Consider the following 17,870-nt stretch of genomic DNA (forward strand, 5'->3'; position numbering starts at 1 on the left):
GGCGTCCCGTTCGGCCCACCTTCACACGAAGCGGGCCGGGACGCGCGCCAGGTCGCGCGGGCGTGTGAAACCCGGTCGTCCGAACGGCGAGGACCGCGCCCCCGCCGGACTCCTCCCGGCCCTCCCCGCAGCCTTCGCCGAGGTGTATGCCCAGGGGTTCCAGTGCCAAGCGTGAGCGGCAGTCCCCCGGCCCAACGGGCCGGCCGCCGCTCCACAACTACCAATAATGACGCCGGCCGCCGACGGCATGACCCGCGGCGCCCAGGACCCACAGGATGAGACCTATGACCAGCAGGATGATGCCGATCGTCCACAAGATATGGAAGCCGAGCACGAATCCGATGACAAGAAGAATGACACCTAGGACGATCACGACGATCTCCTGAGTTTCGGTTCACGGTGCCCGAGGCGGCCCACCCCGTGGCCGACAAAGGCCTCATTTTCATGATATATCCGGCGGAGTGCGCCGAACAGGCCCGCACGGACGGAATCGCCTGTGCATCCAGCTCACTCCTCGCCCTCCGTGCCCGCAACCGGGGGCGAACGGGTGACACGCCCGTGCCCGACGGCGGAGTGCCCCGTTTACCCGGTCACCGATGCCGAGCGTCTCGGAGAGGCGATGCCGCAGCTGGAGATCGATCGCGTCCTGGAGCCCCCGGAAGGCCCCTCCGGCCCGGGCGGCGGCCTGGGCGGCAGGATCAGGGAATACCTCACCACGACCGATCACAAGACGATCGGGAACATGTATCTGGCGACGTCCTTCGGGTTCTTCCTGCTCGGAGGAGTACTGGCGATGCTGATGCGGGCGGAGCTCGCCCGGCCGGGACTTCAGCTGTTCAGCACCTCCCAGTACAACCAGCTGTTCACCATTCACGGCACCGTCATGATGCTGCTCTTCGCGACCCCGACGTTCACGGGGTTCGCCAACGCCGTCATGCCGCTGCAGATCGGCGCTCCCGACGTCGCCTTTCCCCGCCTGAACGCGCTGACGTACTGGCTGTTCCTCTTCGGAGGGCTGATGGTGGTCTCCGGGCTGGTCGTGCCCGGAGGGGCGGCGTCCTTCGGCTGGTTCGCCTACGCCCCGCTGAACGGGGGCGTCTACTCGCCGGGCGCCGGGGCCGATCTGTGGGCCATGGGCCTGGTGCTGACGGGAGTGAGCACGACGCTGGGCTCGGTCAATTTCATCGCCACGATCCTGTGCCTCCGGGCCCCCGGAATGACCATGTTCCGGATGCCGCTGTTCACCTGGAACGTCCTGCTCACGGCGGTCCTGGTGCTGCCCGCCTTCCCCGTGCTGACAGCGGCCCTGTTCGCGCTGGAGGCGGACCGGAAATTCGGCGCGCACGTATTCGACGCCGCGAACGGCGGGGCCCTGCTCTGGCAGCACTTGTTCTGGTTCTTCGGCCACCCCGAGGTCTATATCGTCGCCCTGCCGTTCTTCGGGGTGGTGACCGAGATCGTGCCGGTCTTCAGCCGCAAACCCGTCTTCGGCTACGCCGGGATGGTGGGCGCGACCATCGCCATCACCATGCTCTCGGCGACGGTCTGGGCGCACCACATGTTCGCCACCGGCGCGGTGCTGCTGCCGTTCTTCTCGCTCATGTCCTTCCTCATCGCCGTCCCCACCGGTGTGAAGTTCTTCAACTGGATCGGCACCATGTGGCGGGGCAGCGTCTCCTTCGAGACGCCCATGCTGTGGGCGGTCGGATTCATGGTCACCTTCCTGCTGGGCGGGCTCAGCGGAGTGGTCATCGCCTCCCCGCCCCTGGACTTCCAGCTGACCGACAGCTACTTCATCGTCGCCCATCTGCACTACGTCCTCTTCGGCACCATCGTCTTCGCCATGTTCGGCGGCTTCTACTTCTGGTGGCCCAAACTGACCGGGAAAATGCTGGACGAGCGCATCGGCAAAGTGCACTTCTGGACGCTGTTCACCGGCTTCCAGACGACCTTCCTCGTCCAGCACTGGCTCGGCGAGATGGGCATGCCCCGCCGCTACGCCGACTATCTGGCGGCCGACGGGTTCACCGTCCTGAACACCGTTTCCTCCATCGGCGCGTTCCTGCTCGGCGTGTCCACGCTGCCGTTCCTCTACAACGTCTGGAGGACGGCGCGATTCGGCGCGAAGGTCGAGGCCGACGACCCCTGGGGGTACGGGCGCTCGCTGGAGTGGGCCACCGGCTGCCCGCCGCCCCGCCACAACTTCGAGGCGATCCCGCGGATCCGCTCCGACTCGCCCGCCTTCGACCTCCACCACCCGGAGGTCCTCGCCCTGCCGGCCGGCGGCGGCACGGCCGAGCCGGCCCCCGGCACGCCGGAAGGGCGGAGCCGATGAAGACGGAGGCCTGTCTCTTCGCCGGTGTCGCGGTGTTCTTCCTCCTCACCGATGCCGTCTACATGTGGCTCTCCCGGGAACCGGCCGGCAGCGCCGCACTGACCGTCTGTTTCCTGATGGCGTCGGTCATCGCCTTCTTCTGCGCCGTGAACCACCGCCGGAAGGGCGGCAGACCGGAGGACCGCCGCGACGGGCGGATCCACGAGCGGGCCGGCGCGCTGGACTTCTTCCCGCCGCACAGCGGCTACCCGCCCCTCACCGCCCTGGGCGCCGCCCTGCTGCTGCTCGGCATCGTCTACGGGCTGTGGCTGTTCATCATGGGAGTCGCCGTCACCATGGCCGGAATCCTCGGGATGGTGTTCCAGTTCGTCGACACGGACGACTGACACCGGTGCCGGCGGGGCGTGCTCATTCCTCGTCCACCCGGGCGAGCGGCCCCATCGTCCGGCCCGACACCTGAAGCCGCTGCTCGGTGGTGGCGGGCATCTCCACCCGGTCCCGGTAGTACCAGGAGCTCAACGCCGCCCGCAGCCGGTACCGGCGCGGCGACCCCGCCGCCGGGCGGGGCAGCGGGGCCGGGACGTCGCGCACCAGCAACCGGTAGCGGTACGCGGCCGCCAACGGCCGCGTACCCTCGCGCATCCGGCCCTCCGGCGACTGGCTGACCGCCCCCGTCTCCTCGCCCTCCCGCAGCAGCCGGCGGTCGTGGGCCTGGAGCGCCAGGCAGACCCGCTTGGTGACGAGGAAGGCGAGCAGCGGCCCGGCGACCACCGCCACACGGTAGATCCAGGTCAGCGTCTCCAGCGAGACCCGGAAGACCATCGCCGTCACATCGTTGCCGGCGGCCGCAAGCAGCACCGCGTAGAACACCACGGCCGCCACGCCCAGCGCGGTGCGCACGGGCCGGTCCCGGGGACGGTCGCACAGGTGGTGCTCCACGAGGTCCCCGGTGACCCACCTCTCGAAGAAGGGGTAGAGGTAGAGCGTCAGGAAGAGCACACCGGGCAGCACCACCGCGGGCAGGAGGACGTTCCACATCAGCGTGTGGCCGGCCACCACGTTCTCCCACGGCGGCATGAGCCGCAGGGCGCCCTCCAGGAACCCCACGTACCAGTCGGGCTGGGCGCCCGTCGACACCTGGTCGGCCCGGTAGGGCCCGTACAGCCAGACCGGATTGACCTGGGCGACGCCGCCGAGCAGCACGAGCACACCGAAGACCGCCATGCTCAGCCCCGCCGACCTCGTGGCGAACTGCGGGAACATCGGCATGCCGACCGCGTTGCGGTTCGTCCGCCCCCGCGCCGCCCAGTGGGTGTGCTTCAGATACACGATCAGCAGCAGGTGCGCCCCGACCAACGCGATCAGCAGGCCCGGCACGAACAGCACGTGCGCGATGTACAGGCGGCGCATCACCACGTGCCCCGGGAACGGCCCGCCCCACACGAAGTAGCTCAGATACGTGCCGACCACCGGGATCGACATCACGATCGTATTGGCCGTCCGCAGCCCCGTGCCCGACAGCAGGTCGTCCGGCAGCGAGTAGCCGCAGAAGCCCTCCAGCAGCGCGAGCACGAAGAGCGTCACGCCGATCGTCCAGTTGAGCTCACGCGGCCGGCGGAACGCGCCCGTGAAGAAGACACGCAGCATGTGCACCCCCAGGGCCGCGACGAAGACCAGGGCCGCCCAGTGGTGCGTCTGCCGGATCAGCAGCCCGCCGCGCACGTCGAAGCTGATGTAGAGCGTCGAGGCGTAGGCGCTGGTGGTGAGGAGCCCGCTGAGCGGCCCGTACGAGCCCTGGTAGACCTGCTCGTTCATGTCCGGGTCGAAGAACAGCGTCAGATAGGTGCCGGTGAGGAGCAGCACCAGGAGGCTGTAGAGCGCGATCTCGCCCAGCAGGAACGACCAGTGGTCCGGGAACGCCTTCCGGAACAGCAGCCTGACCACCTCGGAGACCGGGGCACGGCGGTCGAGCCCGACGTACCCGGCGAAGGCGGCCTGCCGCGCCCGGGCCCCCCGCATCGCCCTCCGCTTCCGCAGCAGCAGCATGCGTCCACCACGCTCCCTCGGGACCGGTCCCACTCTCGACAGATAGATCACGGCACGGCCCGTGCCGCGCGCCGGAGAGCCCCGGCCCGACGGGCCGGGCGTTCCTTCCAACGGGTGCTGCCGAGGTACTGCCGATCGGCCCAACGGGCGCGCGGTTCCGGGCGGCGAGGGGAAGAGGTCACGCACACGCACGGGACATCCACCGCCCGCCGGAAGGAGCACGGTGCCCAGGGACCCCTCGGACGCGGACCTCATCGGCGAACTCACCGCCGACCACCTGAAGGCGCAGCGTCTCTTCGAGCGCGTCCGCGCCGCCGCTCCGGGCAGCGCGGAGCGGAAGGAGCTGACCGAGCGGGCCACCGTCGAGCTGGTGCGCCACGGGGCCCTGGAGAAGGAGCACCTGTACCCCGTCGTCCGCGAGCGTCTGCCCGGGGGAGCGGAGTGGGAGCGGCGGGGGCTCGCCGACCACGCCGGCATCGAGCGGGTCCTGGAGGAACTGGAGCGACGGGAGCCCGCCGAGAAGGAGTTCGACCGCCTCCTCCTCGTGCTCGTGGACCGGGTGACCGCGCATGCGCTGGAGCAGGAACAGCGGCTCTTCCCCCGGACGCAGGCCGTCTGCCCGGCCGAGCTGCTGCGCGAGCTGGGCGGGAAGGTCCGCGCCGGCAGGGCCGCGGCCCCGACCCGGCCCCGGCAGTCACCCGCCCCGCGAACCGAGCCGGCCGCCAGGCCGCCGGTGCCCGGTACGGGGCTGCTCGACCGGGTCCGGGACCTCCTCACCGGGCGGGGGCGGGGCCGGGGGCGGCGAGCCTCCGGGTGAACCGTCCGGCGGCCGCCGCCGCGCGACCGGGTGGCTCCCGCGCGTCGCTCAGGCGGGCCCGGCGGCGCCGGCGCCGCCGATCAGCTCCCGCAGCACCTCCGGGGCCGGCGCCACGACCTCGGCGAGCCTGCTGCCGCCGCGGAAGGCGATGAAGGTGGGCACGGGGCCGACGCCCGCCTTCTGCACGACGTCGTACGCCTCGTCCACGTCGACGCTGTAGAAGCCCACCGTGCGAGTGAATTCGGGGAGCTCGGAGAACTTCTCGAAGACCGGGACGATCGTCCGGCAGAGATTGGCCCAGGTGGCGCAGAAGCACACGACCACGGGCCGCTCCAGGGCGATGGCCCTCTCGAACTCGTCCAGGCTCGTCAACGACGTGACCGACATGCTCTCGCATCCCCTCGCGACGGATCGGCTTTCCCCGGTGGCCGCGGCACCACGCGGCATCACCACGCAGAACCGTTCCACGAGTCCGGCCGCCCCGCACGTCGGCCGCCCCGCACGCCGGGCGGCGCGGTCACTCCGTGGCGGCGGCCGGCGGTTCCGGGGCCTCCGCCAGCAGCCGGGCCAGCTCCCGGTGCCCCGACCGCTCGGCGTCGTCCAGGGGCGTCCCGCCCCAGCGGTCCACCGGCCGGGGGTCGACCCCTTTGGACAGGAGGTATTCCACGGTGTCCCGGTGCCCTTCGGCCGCGGCCAGGTGCAGGGCGGTGCGCCCGTCGTAGTCGGCGGCGCCGAGGGGGACGTTGCAGGCGGCCAGGCGGCGTATCTCGTTGACGTCGCCCCTGCTGGCGGCGAAGCACAGGCCCACGATGCCCTCGGTGACGCTCTGGTGGCGCTTGAGGCGGGGGTCCCGTTTGCCGGTCTCGGGGCCGCTGCCCGTGAGCAGGTCGTAGGTGTGGACGTTGTAGCGGTCGACCAGGCGCCGGCAGACCTCGATCCCCCGGACCGAATTCCCGTGGCCGTCCAGCCGGGGCGACCAGATGGCGATCCCCATCAGCTGGGGGACGACCAGCATCAGCGCGCCCGAGACGCCGCTCTTGGCCGGCAGGCCGATGGTGAAGGCGAACTCGCCCGAGAAGTCGTACATCCCGCAGGAGGACATCAACGACAGGCAGTGGCGCACCGTTTGCGCGGAGAACACCGGGTCCTCCGTCAGCGGGCAGACCCCGGCGTTGGCCAGGGAGGCCGCCGCGATCGCCAGTCGCTGCGCGTCGACCTCGATGGAACAGCACTGGATGTAGAACTCCAGGGTGGCCAGCAGATCGGTGCCGGGCGGGAAGGCGCCGCGTTCGCGCATCGAGTAGCCGAGGGCGAAGTTGCGGTCCGCCGTGCTGCGCTCGGACAGGTAGACGGAGTTGTTGAATCCCACGCTCCGTCCGCCGGCGAGGCGCTTCCAGGTCTCGGCGACGAAGTCGAAGCGGTCCGCGGCGTCCAGGCCGCGCTGGATGAGCGCGCAGCTCATGATGGCACCGGCGTTTATCATCGGGTTGTGCGGCAGCCCCGCCTTGTTGAACGTCAGCTCGTTGAAACCCTGGCCGCTGGGCTCCCTCCCCACGTGGCGGTGGACGGTGTCGGGCCCGTGCTCCTCCAGGGTGAGGCAGTAGCCGACGGTCTTGGAGACCGACTGAAGGCAGAAGTTCACGCCCGCGTCGCCGATGGAGAATCGCTGCCCGTCCACCGTGCACACCGAGATCGCGAACTGGTCCGGGGCCACCCGCGCGAGCTGCGGGATGTACGCGGCGACGCTGCCGCTCCGGTCGGCGCGGACCTCCTCGTAGATGCGCCGGAGGTCGGAGACCAGCGCCGGGAAGTCGGGGACCACGAGTTCCCCGCAGGCGGCCCGTTCGATGATGCCCCGGTTGTGCTGTGTGGCGGCGCCGAACTCCTCCGCGGTCAGCAGGAGCGGCCCGGTCGCCGGTGACTCGGGGCGGACACGGTTCAGATGGGCGACGGTCTCGGCGATCCTGGGGTCGTCGCGCAGGATGCCCGCCTCGTGCAGCATGCTCAGCAGCCGGTCGGGGGAGAGGCTGCCGGACGGGTCCTGGGCCAGACAGCCCAGGACGTCGGCGTCCGCCGTCCCGGTCCGGCCGGCGGCCCCGGGCGGCCGGGAGAGGGCCGGTGCGCGCTTCCCGCTCTTCGCAGCAGGCATAGAACCCCCTCCGGCCCCGGGCAACTCCACCGCACCGACGATTCCCGGCCGTCGACGGCGAAAACCAGCCGGATCGTGCTCCGGGCGTCCGGGCAGTGGTGCGGTTGCGAACACCGGTGCGTACTCCTTCCCCGTGCGCCGGGTGTCCTCGGCGCATCGCTCGAACAGTCTTCCCGAACGGCCTTTCCGGTCGGCGGCCCCGGGCCGGCGGCCCATGCCCGCGGTCAGGAGGGGCGCCGTCGCGCGGTGACATAGCTGAACGGCGCGGAGACCCCGGCGCTGTGGTAGCCGGCGGCCGTCAGCGCCAGGCCCAGGCGCGCCCGGGGCTTGAGGCCGAGATCCGCGGTGGCGTGCAGCGCGCCGAGCGCGAACTCGCCGCCGCAGCCCACGGCCGCGTAGCCGTCGGCGGGTTCGGCGATCTGGTAGTCGTCGTAGACGGTGAACAGGCGGCCGTATATGCCGACGAGGAACGTCCCCGCCTGCTCCTGCTCGGAGTCCTTGCGTGCCCAGCCGCCGTCCTTGAGGCAGGCGCGCAGCTTGTCGACGAAGACGGTGGTCATGAACCGGTCCAGATCGCCCTTGGGCTTGGGCGCCCTGAACGCGTGGTGCAGCAGCTGTCCCATGCGGAAGCTGGTGGTGAAGCCCATGGCGTAGGGGCCGTTGCGGAAGACCTTGGGATCCCGGCGCACGGTGATTCTGAGACCGGCGACGCCGGCCGAGTCCCCACCCAGATGCACCCGCCCGTTGTGCGCGAGCCCGACGATCACGGTCATGGCCGTCCCCTCCCCGGAGCCCCTTCTCAGCGCCCCCTTTCGATACTTCGCCGGGGGAAACGGGCGGAAACCGGGCAACGGCACCGGCCCCCTGTTCGGCCGGTGTCGCGAAACGGCCGGCGACCCACTGGCGCGTCCGAATTGCAGTGAGTGATGCATATGCCTACGCTTTTGTCCGTCTGCTGAATACGTCTGAATACGTCACCGAGGAGTGAGCCATGGGAAACCGGACGATCTCTCCTGACCGGACGCTGCCCTCCTTCGAGGAGGCCGAGGGCCTGGGGCCCGAGGACAGCCAGTTCGTACGCGACCTGGTGGCCGTACTGGAGAAACACGGGAACCTCGACCGCTTCGGCCTGTGCCTGCTGCACGACCACTTCCCCGTCTCCGCCGACGAGGTCCTGGTCGAGACCCACGACATCGCGGCGCGCACGCTGCGCATCCAGGTCGAGAAGGCCGCGACGACCGGCCACACCCGGCCCTCCCAGTGGCGGTTCGTCAAGACGGGCGGTGACGGCGAAGAGGCCGAGGGGCAGGTGTGCCAGGTGATTCTGCAGTGCACTCCGGTCAGCGGCTGTCCAGCCGAAAGGAACACGCTGTCGTGAGAACGCGCCAGGCGCCGCAGGGCCCCGGAGAGCGGCGCATGGCGTCGTGACGGGGGGCCCGTGGCGACGCTGTGCCGTGGTGCTGCTCGCCTGCCTCGTCTGCTGGGTGGGCGGGTGGCCCGCACGGGCACACGCGGCCGGGGCCCCGCGGGCCGACGACTGTCATACGGCACAGCTGGCCGACGCCCACGCGCAGGTCAAGCTGCAGATGGAGAACCACGCCCGCTCCGTCGCCGAGGCCAAGGGGACGATGACGGTACAGGTGCCGGCGGGCTGGAAGTACGCCGACCACCTGTTGCTGAGCGAGGATTCCGACCACTACCGGCGTGCGATGCGCTGTCTCCTTCGGGATCCGAAGACCATGAATCGCTCCCAGGAGTGGCGCACGCACAGCCCGCAGGTCACGGCCGGGGCGTCCTGGGTCAAGGTCAGCTACAAAACGCTCTTCTTGTTCAGCCAAGGTGGGGACTTTCGCGTCGGGCCGTGGGGGGTGGGCGTCCACAGCAAGAAATGGGACCTGGAGCTCATCGCCCCACCGGCGCTCCAGGGCGCCCACTGGGATCGCGTAGAGATCGACCTGGGCGGGCTCGGCGCCAAAAAGGTCGCTCCCATGCCGTCGAACGCGAGCAATGGGAGCATGGTGTGGACCGGGCTCGGCGCGTCCGCCGGGTCGCGCCCGATGGTGACGGTCCGGATGAAGCCGCCCTGGCAGCGGGGCTGGGCGGGCAGCGATGACGCCGCGACGTTGCTGGTCACCAACGCCGCCGGTGTGACCGCCTGGTGGTTGGGCACGTCGGTCGTTATCATCCTGGCGGCCCTGCGCGCCCGTCGTCAGCCCGCCGGGCCGGAGCTCACCGCCCTGGAACGGAACAGCGGCACCGCCTTGTGGCAATGGGGCGTGCTCAAGGCTGTCCTGGGCGTCATGGTCCTGCTGCTGTTCAAGGCGATCCTCGGCATCGTCAAGGTGCCCGGCCCCGAGCGCCCCAGCTGGACGGGCGACAGTGTGTTCATCGGCCTCCTGGCCGGCTGGCTGCTCGTTGTCACGGCCCGGCCGAGGAGGTCCTTCCTGGTGGCCTCGTCGGTCATCGCGGCGGCAGCGGGACTGGTGGCCATGGCACCGTCCCGGTTCGGGCTCCCCATGCAACTGTACGATGTCGATGGCCGGACCAAATCCGCCGGCTTTGCCGTGCTGGTGGCGCTGGCGGCGTCCGTGCAGTTGCTGTGGCTGGCGGGCTTCGTGCTGTGGGGCTGGACGCTCGCCCACAAAGGCGGGCTGCTCCGCCTGGAGGCGGCCCCCTGGCGGCTGCGCCGGCTCGGCCCCGTACTCGTCGTGGTCGTCGCCTTGTTCGTCACATGGGCGGCCTGGTTCGACGAGCACAAGTGGCAGCGGGCCACTTGGCTGATGGACCGCAAAGCCAGCGGCTACCACTCGGCCCATGTCTTCGAACTCGTGCATGACGCGGTCCGCTACGCGGCTCAGGTCCCGCTCTGGTACTACACCCACGTCTGGGTCCTGTCCGGTCTCGCGATCGTCGCCCTGCTCCGGGCCAGGGACCTCGCCCCCACCGTGCCCTACGCCAGCCCCGGCCCTCTCGACTGTCTTCTGCTCGCGGTGTTCTTCGCCATCGTGGTCGTCTGGCGCCAGGGCTCCTACGCCGGGATCCAGGCCTTCACCCCCCTCTGGTTCGTGCTCGGGATCGCCGCGCTCTACGGACTGCTCGCCGTCGGCCGACGGCGCTCGGTGCTCGCCCAGCACTTCGAGGGATGCGGCGACGGCTCTCCGCAACTGTGCGAGACCATCACCGAGGCCGAACGCAGCCACCTCATCGCCCGCGCCCGCCGGTTCCGTGAACTGACCGCCGCCCTGCGCGCCGGGGACCAGGGAGGAGCCGACGCGGTCCTGCACCGGCACGCGCTCGAGAAGGAGCTGAGCGGACTCCACCGATGGCGGCCGAGGATCAACGACACCGGCAGCGGTGTTGCACGGTTCCTGCTGCCGTCCCACGTCACCGTCGTCGACGTCGCCCTGAGCTGGGGGCCGCACGCCAAGTGGTGGGACAACGCCCGCCATTCCGCCGTCCTGGCGGCCGCCTTCGGCCTCCCCGGCAGTGTCCTCCTCGTTGGGCTGTTCTATGGACCCCAGGACCAGTGGATGCGCTGGGGGATGTACTTCTTCGGCGCTCCCGACGTGGTCTGGAGATTCGTCTACTGGGAGCTCGTGTGGGCCGGCGCGGGGCTCGTCCTCGGGGCGCTCTGGCGTCTGCTGCCGGGCCGCCGGGGTCCCGCCCGGGCCTTGAGCCTGGCCCTCGCCTACACCCTGCTCATCGGCCTGGGCGTCCTCGGCAATCTGATCACCGACCAGGACTTCGGCAACGTCGCCGTCGCCGTCTCCCTCATGCTCCTCGTGCTCACCCTCACCAGCCTGGCCATGGACGCCGACACCTTCCGTTCCGAACGGCGCTTCTGGCCCAACCGCGTGGGGCTGTTGCTGTCCATCTACCAGATCCGCGGCTTCTCCGCGCAGGTCGCCTACATCCTGATGCAGGTGGTCGCGGTGCTGACCATCCTCAAGTTCTTCGTCGAGGGCGGGGGCCCCTTCAAATAACAGCCCCCTCTTCAAATAACAGCCCCCTCACATGGTCCAGCCGTAGGGCGTCGACTCCCTGGGGGAGGGAGCGGCGCCCCTGGCCTCCACGTCCCGCTCCGCCGTCCGCAGGAGCTTGCCGCCGAGGTCGCGAAGGGCGCGGGCCGCGGCGAACTCGTCGCCGATCTCCGGCACGTCCCGGTCGCCGGGGGCGCACTGGGCGGTGCCCGTGCCGGTCAGGGAGGACGTGCCCGTCTCCAGGACCGCTCGCGCCGTCGTCCTTCCGTCGTCCTCGAAGAGATGGAGGCGGACCTCCCAGTCGGCTGTGTGCGGCATGGTCGCTCCTCGGTCTAGGGTCCCGCCGGCGTCCGGAAGACGCCCGTGGCGCTCAGCGCGTCAGCTGCGCGTCCTCGTGCATGACCTCCCTGATGTCGTCACTGGCCTTGCTCAGCAACTGCTCGGCGAGGTTGTTGAGGGCACGGGCGGCCGCGACCTCCTCGCCGACGCGCTGCTGGCGGCGGTCGTCCGGATTGCGGTTGGCGACGCCCTGGGCGCTCAGCCCGGAGCCGTCGTGCAGCCGGAGCCGGACATCCGCCTGGGTGGTGGCGTCGATCTCCCGGAACTGCATGTCGATGGCGCAGTCGACGATCTTCTCCATGGTGCTCACCTGCCGTTTGACGAAGATTCAGCCCGCCGGGGCGGGCGGTGCCGCCAGATGCCCGGTGAACCACTCGCGGGCGAGGTCCGCCACGGCGTCCAGGGTCCCGGGCTCCTCGAAGAGATGGGTGGCGCCCGGCACGACGGCCAGGCGGTTCTCGCAGCGGAGCGCGGCCGCCGCCTGCCGGTTGAGGTCGAGGACCGTCTCGTCCCGGCCGCCGACGATGAGCAGCGTCGGCGCGGTGACCTCGGCCAGCCGGTCGCTCCCGGCCAGGTCGGGGCGGCCGCCCCGGGACACCACGGCGGCGATGTCCGCGCCCTCGCCCCGCGCGTGCTCCTCCGCCGCGTCGGCGGCGGCCAGCAGGGCGGCGGCCGCGCCCGTGCTCGCGCCGAAGTAGCAGACGGGCAGGGCCGTCCGGCGCCGCAGCCAGTGGGTCACCTCGGTCAGCCGCCCGGCCAGCGGCCCGACGGCGAAGACGTTCGCCCGGTCGGCCTCCTCCTGCGGGGTGAGGAGGTCGAACAGGAGGGTGCCCAGCCCCGCCTCGCCCAGCGCCGCGGCCACCGCGCGGTTGCGGGGGCTGAAGCGGCTGCTGCCGCTGCCGTGGGCGAAGACGACGACGCCGGGGGCTCCGGCGGGCACGTCCAGATCACCGGGCAGACGGACGCGGCCGCCCTCCACCGGCACTTCGACGGGGCCGGAAGGCGCGGCCGGGTCCGGCCTCGGGCAGTCCCCGGCACCGGTCTCCCGGGCGTTCCTGTGCAGCAGGTCGACGACCTCCTCGTCGGCGGTCTGGGAGAAGTCGCGGTACCACTCGCCCACGGCGGAGAAGAGGGGCGGCGTGCTCAGACAGATCAGCTCGTCCACCTCGGGGCCGATCCGCTCGGCCGCGTCCGGGGGCGCGACGGGCACGGCGAGCACGACCCTGGCCGCCCCCTCGGCCCTGGCCACCCGGCAGGCAGCCGACGCGGAGGCGCCGGTGGCGATGCCGTCGTCGACCACGATCACGGTCCGGCCCGTCAGCGGGATCCGCGGCCGCCCGCCCCGGAAGCGCTCCGCCTGCCGGGCCAGCTCCGCCTCCTCGGCGCGCTGCACCTCGGCGAGGTCGTCCTCGTCGACCCGGCTCATCCGCATGATGTCCTCGGAGATGACGCGTATCCCGCCCTCGCCGATCGCGCCGAACCCCAGCTCCCGGTGGTAGGGGACGCCGAGCTTCCGCACGAGGATCACATCCAGCGGGGCGCCGAGCGCGTGGGCGACCTCGAAGGCGACCGGGACCCCGCCGCGCGGCAGGCCCAGCACCACCGGGCCGGCGTCGCGGAGGTCCTCCAGCCGGGCGGCCAGGCGCCGGCCCGCGTCCACTCGGTCGTCGAATCGCATGGGTACACCTCTGGCCCCCGGCGTCCGGGACCGGGAGGCCCAGGACGGCCCGGGAGCGGCCGTCATGCCGTAATCCCAATATGACCGGATCAGGGGTGATAGTCCATGTGGCGCCGCCCTGGTCTAGTCCTCCAGGGCCGCCCGGATCCGGGCCGCCACCTCCGCCGCCTCGCCTTCCGACGCGTAGCGCCCGCGCGGCCAGAAGAAGCCGCGCAGACCGTCCTTGCGATTGCGCGGCACCACATGCACATGGAAGTGCGGCACGGACTGGCTGACCCGGTTGTTCGCCGCCACGAACGACCCGGCCGCGCCCATGGCGCGCTCCACCGCGCCCGCGATCCGCTGGACCCGGGTGAAGAACGGGCCGATCTCCTCCGGCAGCAGATCGGTGAGCGTCCCGGCGTGCCGCCGGGGCACGACGAGCACATGGCCGGGGAAGAGCGGACGCGCGTCGAGGAACGCCACCGCCGTCCCGTCCGCGAGGACCCGGTGCCCGTCGGCCTCGCCGGCCGCGATCGCGCAGAAGAGGCATTCCACGCCGACAAGTGAACTACGCGCGCCGCCCCGGGGCAGGGATCAGCCATGCCCCTCCTCGTCGGAACCTCGGGATGGCAGTACAAGGACTGGCGCGGCGACCTCTACCCCGCCGATGTACCGCAACGCCTGTGGCTGGAGGAGTACGCGGGGCACTTCGCCACCGTCGAGAACAACAACGCCTTCTACCGGCTGCCCACGCCGGAGACCTTCGCGAACTGGCGCGACCGTCTCCCCAAGGGGTTCGTCATGGCCGTCAAGGCCAGCCGCTACCTCACCCACATCAAGCGGCTGCGCGACCCCGAGGAGCCCGTGGACCGGCTGATGCGGCACGCCGCCGGGCTGGGGGACCGGCTGGGGCCCGTGCTGCTCCAGCTCCCGCCCACGCTGCGGGGCGACGCCGCCGCCCTGGACACCGTCCTCGGCTGCTTCCCGGCGGGCACCCGTGTGGCCGTGGAGCCCCGGCACGACAGCTGGTGGACGGACGACGTCCGCGCCGTGCTCAAGGAACACGGCGCGGCGCTGTGCTGGGCCGACCACGACTCGCGGCCGGTGACCCCGCTGTGGCGCACGGCGGACTGGGGGTACGTCCGGTTCCACGTCGGCGCGGCCGAGCCGTGGCCCCGCTACGGGCGGCAGGCGCTGGCGAGCTGGGCCGGGCGGATCGCCGACACCTGGCCCGGCCGGTCGGATGTGTACTGCTACTTCAACAACGACCCCGGCGGCGCCGCCGTCCACGACGCGGCCGCCTTCGCCCGGGCCGCCGCCCGGCTGGGCCGCACGGTGAGCCGCACCCCGGCCGTGTCCCCCTGAGCGCCTTGATCCCCCCGAGTGCTTTGATCCCCCGAGCGCTTTGTAGGAATCGCACAGGCAGGCCCCCACAGCGCTGACAAAGGCACCGGGGCCGGGAACGCACCGTGATCGGTGAGGATGAGCGGGTGCCCGAAACCCTGAACCCAGCGGACCCCGGCTTCGCACACGACCCGTACCCGTACTACGCGCGGCTGCGCGCCCGGGGACCCGTGGCGCGGGTGGCCCTCGCCAACGGCACGCACGCCTGGCTCGTCACCGGCTACGACCGGGCGCGGGAGGTCCTCGCCGACCCCCGTTTCTCCAATGTGCCGCCGCCCCGCGCGGGCCGCCCCAAGCCGGACTCCCCGGCCCAGCGGGCCCGGGCCTGCCTCGCCCGCCACATGCTCAACTCCGACGCCCCCGACCACCTCCGGCTGCGCCGGCTGACCACGGCCGCGTTCACCCCGCGCCGCGTGGACGCGCTGCGCCCGAGGATCGAGCGGCTGACCGACGGCCTGGTCGCCGAGGTGTCCGGGCTGCTCGCGCGCGAGGGGACCGCCGATCTGGTGGACTCCTTCGCCTTCCCGCTGCCCGTGCTGGTGATCGGCGAGGTGCTGGGTGTGCCCGAGGCCGACCGGGCTTCCTTGCGGGAGTGGACCTACCGGGTCGGCTCGCCCGCCGACACCCTGGAACGGGGCGCGACCGACGAGGCGTGGGCCGCGCTCCACGCGTACTTCACCGCGTTGATCGCGCACAAGCGCCGCTCCCCGGGCGACGACCTCTTCAGCGCGCTGGTGCACGACGCGAGCGAGGGCGGCCTCGACGACGGCGAGCTGCTCGCCATGGCGTTCCTGCTGCTCTTCGCGGGCTACGAGACGACCATGAACCTGCTGGCCTCCGCGTCGCTGCTGCTGCTCACCCACCCCGGGGAGCTCGCCGCCGCCCGGGAGGGCGGCGAGGCGCGCTGGGCCGCCGTCGTCGAGGAGACCCTGCGTCATGCCAGCCCCCTGGAGGGCACGACCTGGCGGCGTACGACGGAGCCCGTCGACCTCGGCGGGGGAGCGGTGATACCGGCGGAGGAGTCCGTCCTCGTCGTGCTCGCGGCGGCGGGCCGCGACCCGGAGCGCTTTCCCGACCCGGACGCCTTCCGGCCCGCCCGCTACCTCACGGGCCCGGCGGCGGACGGTGGCGCGGAACGGACCGCCCCGCACCTCGCCTTCGGCCACGGACCGCACTTCTGCCTCGGCTCCCGCCTGGCCCGGATGGAGGCGGCGATCGCCCTGCCGCGCCTCTTCGGCGCGCTCCCCGCCCTGGCCCCGGCCACCGAACCGGAACGGCTGCCGTACCGCCCTGGGCTCCTGGTGCGCGGCCCGCGCGAACTCCCCGTCACCGCCGTCGCCCCCGTCACCTCCGCCGCCCGGCGTTGAGGCCCCCTGCCCCTTAGCGCCAACGCCCAATCCCCGGGCGGGCGTTGTTCATCAGGACGGGTGGCCGGCGCCGGGATGCCTTGCCGGTCACCCTCCGTGTCCGAGACGCTGCGGTCGGTAAGTATGCCCGTCGTGTCGCGGGCTCCCACGGGGCGCCGGACCGACGCGCTCCGGTGACCCGTGCCCGTATCGAGCCCGTCGGCAGGTGACCCATGCGAGCCGTCCGGTCCGCCCTGGCCGCCCTGGTGGCGGCCGTCCTCGTCACGGCGTCCGCCGTGGCCGCGCCCGCAGCCGTCCGGACCGCCGCCACCGGCCCGCACGGCACCACGATCGAGGTCGCGCCGGGCGTACGGCTCCGGGCGGAGGTGTACGGGCCCGCTGGCCGCGGCCCGCACCCGCTGGTCGTGATGCCGGCCTCCTTCCCGGAACCCGCCGCCCCCCAGGGCCCGGCGGCCCGGCGCCTGGCCGCCGCCGGGTACGTCGTCGTCGGCTACCGGCCGCGCGGCCTGCCCGGCTCGGGCGGCGCGTTCGGCATGGCCGGGCCGGAGGACGTCGCCGACGCCTCCGCGGTGATCTCCTGGGCGCTCGCCCGCACCCCGGCCGACGCACGGCGGGTGGGCCTGTACGGCACGGCGTACGGAGCCGGCATCGGTCTGCTGGCGGCCTCCGCCGACCGGCGGGTGCGCGCGGTGGCCGCCCTCGGGGGCTGGGTGGACCTCCTCGACGGGCTCTACGGCGGTGGCACCAGGCGGCGCGCCCACCCCCTCTTCCAGGCCGCGGCCCGGCCCGGGGTGGTCCGGCCGAGCCCGGAAGTGCGCCGGGCCCTGCGGGAGTACGCGGAGCACCCCGAACCCACGCCCGCCTTCCGCTCCTTCGCCCGTGCCCGTTCGCCGATGACCCACCTGGACCGGCTCAACGCCCACGCCCCCGCCGTCCTGCTGGCCCACACCTGGTCCCAGGCCGTCGAGTCCCCCAACCAGAACGGGCGGTACTTCAGCCGCCTCCGCACGGCCAAGCGCCTGGAGTACCGGCGGGACGACCACGCCACGCAAGCGCCGCAGGCGAGCGCGGAGCGCTGGTTCGACCGCCACCTGCGGGGCCGGCCCGGCGGCGCCGGCACCGAGCCGCCCGTCTTCCTGGAGGCCCGGGGGCGGCCCCCCGGCCACCCCGGGGAGCACTACGACGACCTGTGGGCGACCGCCTCCGGCAACCACGTCCCCCGGCTGGAGCCGCGAACGGGCTCCGACCCCGTGATCGCCACCGGCGCGGCCCCCGCCGCGCACATCGACGCCGCGCACGCCGGCGCCCTGCCTCCGGCCCGCGGCACCGCCGCCGTCTGGTGGACGTCCCCCGGCCGCCGCCCCCGGCGCCTGCGGGGCATCCCCGCCCTGCGCACCCGGGTGACCCCCTCGGCGGCGGAGGGAACCCTCGTCGCGAGCCTCTACGACCTGGACCCCATGGACCCCGCCGGCGCCGGCGCGCTCGTCACCCACGCCCCGTACTCCTTCTCCCACCGCGCCCCCGGGACCCCCTTCGACGCGTCCTTCGACCTCTTCGCCACCGTCTACGACCTGCCCGCCGGGCACCGGCTCGCCCTCGTCGTCACCGGCGCCGACCCGCTGTACGTGGCGCGCAACCCGCCCGGGGCCACCCTCACCCTCCACTCCGCCGGGACCGGGCTGGCCCTGCCCGTCCGCTGACCGCCCCGCCCGGCCCCGCGCCGTCCGAACGGGCGACGCGAATCGCGCGCGGGCGGGGGCTGCCGGAAGGTAG

The 17,870-nt window shown here is 72.5% G+C and carries 17 protein-coding genes; 8 read left to right on the forward strand and 9 right to left on the reverse strand.

Annotated elements, in window-relative coordinates; all coding sequences use genetic code 11:
- Positions 1-217: 217 nt before the first annotated feature.
- Positions 218-373: a DUF6131 family protein gene (locus ACFYZR_RS20285; RefSeq protein ID WP_391912112.1), complete on the reverse strand. Its 156-nt coding sequence runs from the start codon at positions 371-373 to the stop codon at positions 218-220.
- 246 nt (positions 374-619) lie between these two features.
- Here ACFYZR_RS20285 and ctaD point away from each other — a divergent pair, with 246 nt between their 5' ends.
- Positions 620-2,335: a cytochrome c oxidase subunit I gene (gene ctaD / locus ACFYZR_RS20290; RefSeq protein ID WP_391912114.1), complete on the forward strand. Its 1,716-nt coding sequence runs from the start codon at positions 620-622 to the stop codon at positions 2,333-2,335.
- Positions 2,332-2,721, forward strand: coding sequence for a cytochrome c oxidase subunit 4 (locus ACFYZR_RS20295; protein ID WP_391912116.1), 390 nt, complete (start codon positions 2,332-2,334; stop codon positions 2,719-2,721). Before ctaD ends, ACFYZR_RS20295 begins: the two co-directional genes overlap by 4 nt.
- 22 nt (positions 2,722-2,743) lie before the next feature.
- On the opposite strand, the gene ACFYZR_RS20300 is transcribed toward ACFYZR_RS20295, so the two are convergent.
- Positions 2,744-4,378, reverse strand: coding sequence for a cytochrome bc complex cytochrome b subunit (locus ACFYZR_RS20300; protein ID WP_391912377.1), 1,635 nt, complete (start codon positions 4,376-4,378; stop codon positions 2,744-2,746).
- A gap of 226 nt (positions 4,379-4,604) precedes the next feature.
- Between ACFYZR_RS20300 and ACFYZR_RS20305 the strand changes: the two genes are divergently transcribed.
- Positions 4,605-5,198, forward strand: coding sequence for a hemerythrin domain-containing protein (locus ACFYZR_RS20305; protein ID WP_391912118.1), 594 nt, complete (start codon positions 4,605-4,607; stop codon positions 5,196-5,198).
- Positions 5,199-5,246: 48 nt separating this feature from the next.
- On the opposite strand, the gene ACFYZR_RS20310 is transcribed toward ACFYZR_RS20305, so the two are convergent.
- The 3 genes from ACFYZR_RS20310 to ACFYZR_RS20320 form a co-directional block, all read right to left on the reverse strand.
- The gene (locus ACFYZR_RS20310) at positions 5,247-5,585 is read right to left on the reverse strand and encodes a thioredoxin family protein (RefSeq protein ID WP_391912119.1); all 339 of its coding nucleotides are present in this window, start codon (positions 5,583-5,585) and stop codon (positions 5,247-5,249) included.
- 130 nt (positions 5,586-5,715) lie between these two features.
- Positions 5,716-7,347: a glutaminase A gene (gene glsA / locus ACFYZR_RS20315; protein WP_391912121.1), complete on the reverse strand. Its 1,632-nt coding sequence runs from the start codon at positions 7,345-7,347 to the stop codon at positions 5,716-5,718.
- 224 nt (positions 7,348-7,571) lie between these two features.
- Positions 7,572-8,120, reverse strand: coding sequence for a hypothetical protein (locus tag ACFYZR_RS20320; RefSeq protein WP_391912123.1), 549 nt, complete (start codon positions 8,118-8,120; stop codon positions 7,572-7,574).
- Between the two features lie 218 nt (positions 8,121-8,338).
- Here ACFYZR_RS20320 and ACFYZR_RS20325 point away from each other — a divergent pair, with 218 nt between their 5' ends.
- Positions 8,339-8,725 carry a hypothetical protein gene (locus tag ACFYZR_RS20325; RefSeq protein ID WP_391912125.1) on the forward strand — a complete coding sequence of 129 codons (387 nt, stop codon included), beginning with the start codon at positions 8,339-8,341 and terminating at the stop codon, positions 8,723-8,725.
- Between the two features lie 79 nt (positions 8,726-8,804).
- Positions 8,805-11,330, forward strand: a complete 2,526-nt coding sequence (locus tag ACFYZR_RS20330; protein WP_391912127.1) for a DUF6185 family protein — start codon at positions 8,805-8,807, stop codon at positions 11,328-11,330.
- A gap of 27 nt (positions 11,331-11,357) precedes the next feature.
- Here ACFYZR_RS20330 and ACFYZR_RS20335 read toward each other — a convergent pair whose 3' ends face one another.
- The 4 genes from ACFYZR_RS20335 to ACFYZR_RS20350 form a co-directional block, all read right to left on the reverse strand.
- Positions 11,358-11,645, reverse strand: a complete 288-nt coding sequence (locus tag ACFYZR_RS20335) for a DUF1876 domain-containing protein (protein WP_391912129.1) — start codon at positions 11,643-11,645, stop codon at positions 11,358-11,360.
- A 52-nt stretch (positions 11,646-11,697) separates the two neighbouring features.
- On the reverse strand, positions 11,698-11,967 hold the full coding sequence (locus tag ACFYZR_RS20340) for a dsRBD fold-containing protein (protein ID WP_391912131.1): 270 nt from the start codon (positions 11,965-11,967) through the stop codon (positions 11,698-11,700).
- A gap of 27 nt (positions 11,968-11,994) precedes the next feature.
- Complete coding sequence (locus ACFYZR_RS20345; RefSeq protein WP_391912133.1) at positions 11,995-13,344, reverse strand: phosphoribosyltransferase; 1,350 nt, start codon at positions 13,342-13,344, stop codon at positions 11,995-11,997.
- 123 nt (positions 13,345-13,467) lie between these two features.
- Positions 13,468-13,881 carry an HIT family protein gene (locus tag ACFYZR_RS20350; RefSeq protein ID WP_391912135.1) on the reverse strand — a complete coding sequence of 138 codons (414 nt, stop codon included), beginning with the start codon at positions 13,879-13,881 and terminating at the stop codon, positions 13,468-13,470.
- A 45-nt stretch (positions 13,882-13,926) separates the two neighbouring features.
- Here ACFYZR_RS20350 and ACFYZR_RS20355 point away from each other — a divergent pair, with 45 nt between their 5' ends.
- From ACFYZR_RS20355 to ACFYZR_RS20365, 3 genes are all read left to right on the forward strand, one after another.
- A complete protein-coding gene (locus ACFYZR_RS20355) occupies positions 13,927-14,691 on the forward strand; it encodes a DUF72 domain-containing protein (RefSeq protein WP_391912137.1) in 765 nt (254 codons plus the stop codon).
- Positions 14,692-14,816: 125 nt separating this feature from the next.
- Positions 14,817-16,097 (forward strand): cytochrome P450, encoded by a 1,281-nt coding sequence (locus ACFYZR_RS20360; protein WP_391912139.1) that lies wholly within the window; start codon positions 14,817-14,819, stop codon positions 16,095-16,097.
- 212 nt (positions 16,098-16,309) lie between these two features.
- A complete protein-coding gene (locus ACFYZR_RS20365) occupies positions 16,310-17,797 on the forward strand; it encodes a CocE/NonD family hydrolase (RefSeq protein WP_391912141.1) in 1,488 nt (495 codons plus the stop codon).
- Positions 17,798-17,870 lie beyond the last annotated feature (73 nt).

Source organism: Streptomyces sp. NPDC001678, assembly GCF_042892945.1.
In the GTDB taxonomy this organism is placed as follows: domain Bacteria; phylum Actinomycetota; class Actinomycetes; order Streptomycetales; family Streptomycetaceae; genus Streptomyces.

Coding starts and splice junctions, on each gene's coding strand:
- ctaD (WP_391912114.1), top strand. CDS start 620: ATGCCGCAGCTGGAGATCGATCGCGTCCTGGAGCCCCCGGAAGGCCCC.
- ACFYZR_RS20295 (WP_391912116.1), top strand. CDS start 2,332: ATGAAGACGGAGGCCTGTCTCTTCGCCGGTGTCGCGGTGTTCTTCCTC.
- ACFYZR_RS20310 (WP_391912119.1), bottom strand. CDS start 5,585: ATGTCGGTCACGTCGTTGACGAGCCTGGACGAGTTCGAGAGGGCCATC.
- glsA (WP_391912121.1), bottom strand. CDS start 7,347: ATGCCTGCTGCGAAGAGCGGGAAGCGCGCACCGGCCCTCTCCCGGCCG.
- ACFYZR_RS20320 (WP_391912123.1), bottom strand. CDS start 8,120: ATGACCGTGATCGTCGGGCTCGCGCACAACGGGCGGGTGCATCTGGGT.
- ACFYZR_RS20325 (WP_391912125.1), top strand. CDS start 8,339: ATGGGAAACCGGACGATCTCTCCTGACCGGACGCTGCCCTCCTTCGAG.
- ACFYZR_RS20335 (WP_391912129.1), bottom strand. CDS start 11,645: ATGCCGCACACAGCCGACTGGGAGGTCCGCCTCCATCTCTTCGAGGAC.
- ACFYZR_RS20340 (WP_391912131.1), bottom strand. CDS start 11,967: ATGGAGAAGATCGTCGACTGCGCCATCGACATGCAGTTCCGGGAGATC.
- ACFYZR_RS20345 (WP_391912133.1), bottom strand. CDS start 13,344: ATGCGATTCGACGACCGAGTGGACGCGGGCCGGCGCCTGGCCGCCCGG.
- ACFYZR_RS20355 (WP_391912137.1), top strand. CDS start 13,927: ATGCCCCTCCTCGTCGGAACCTCGGGATGGCAGTACAAGGACTGGCGC.
- ACFYZR_RS20365 (WP_391912141.1), top strand. CDS start 16,310: ATGCGAGCCGTCCGGTCCGCCCTGGCCGCCCTGGTGGCGGCCGTCCTC.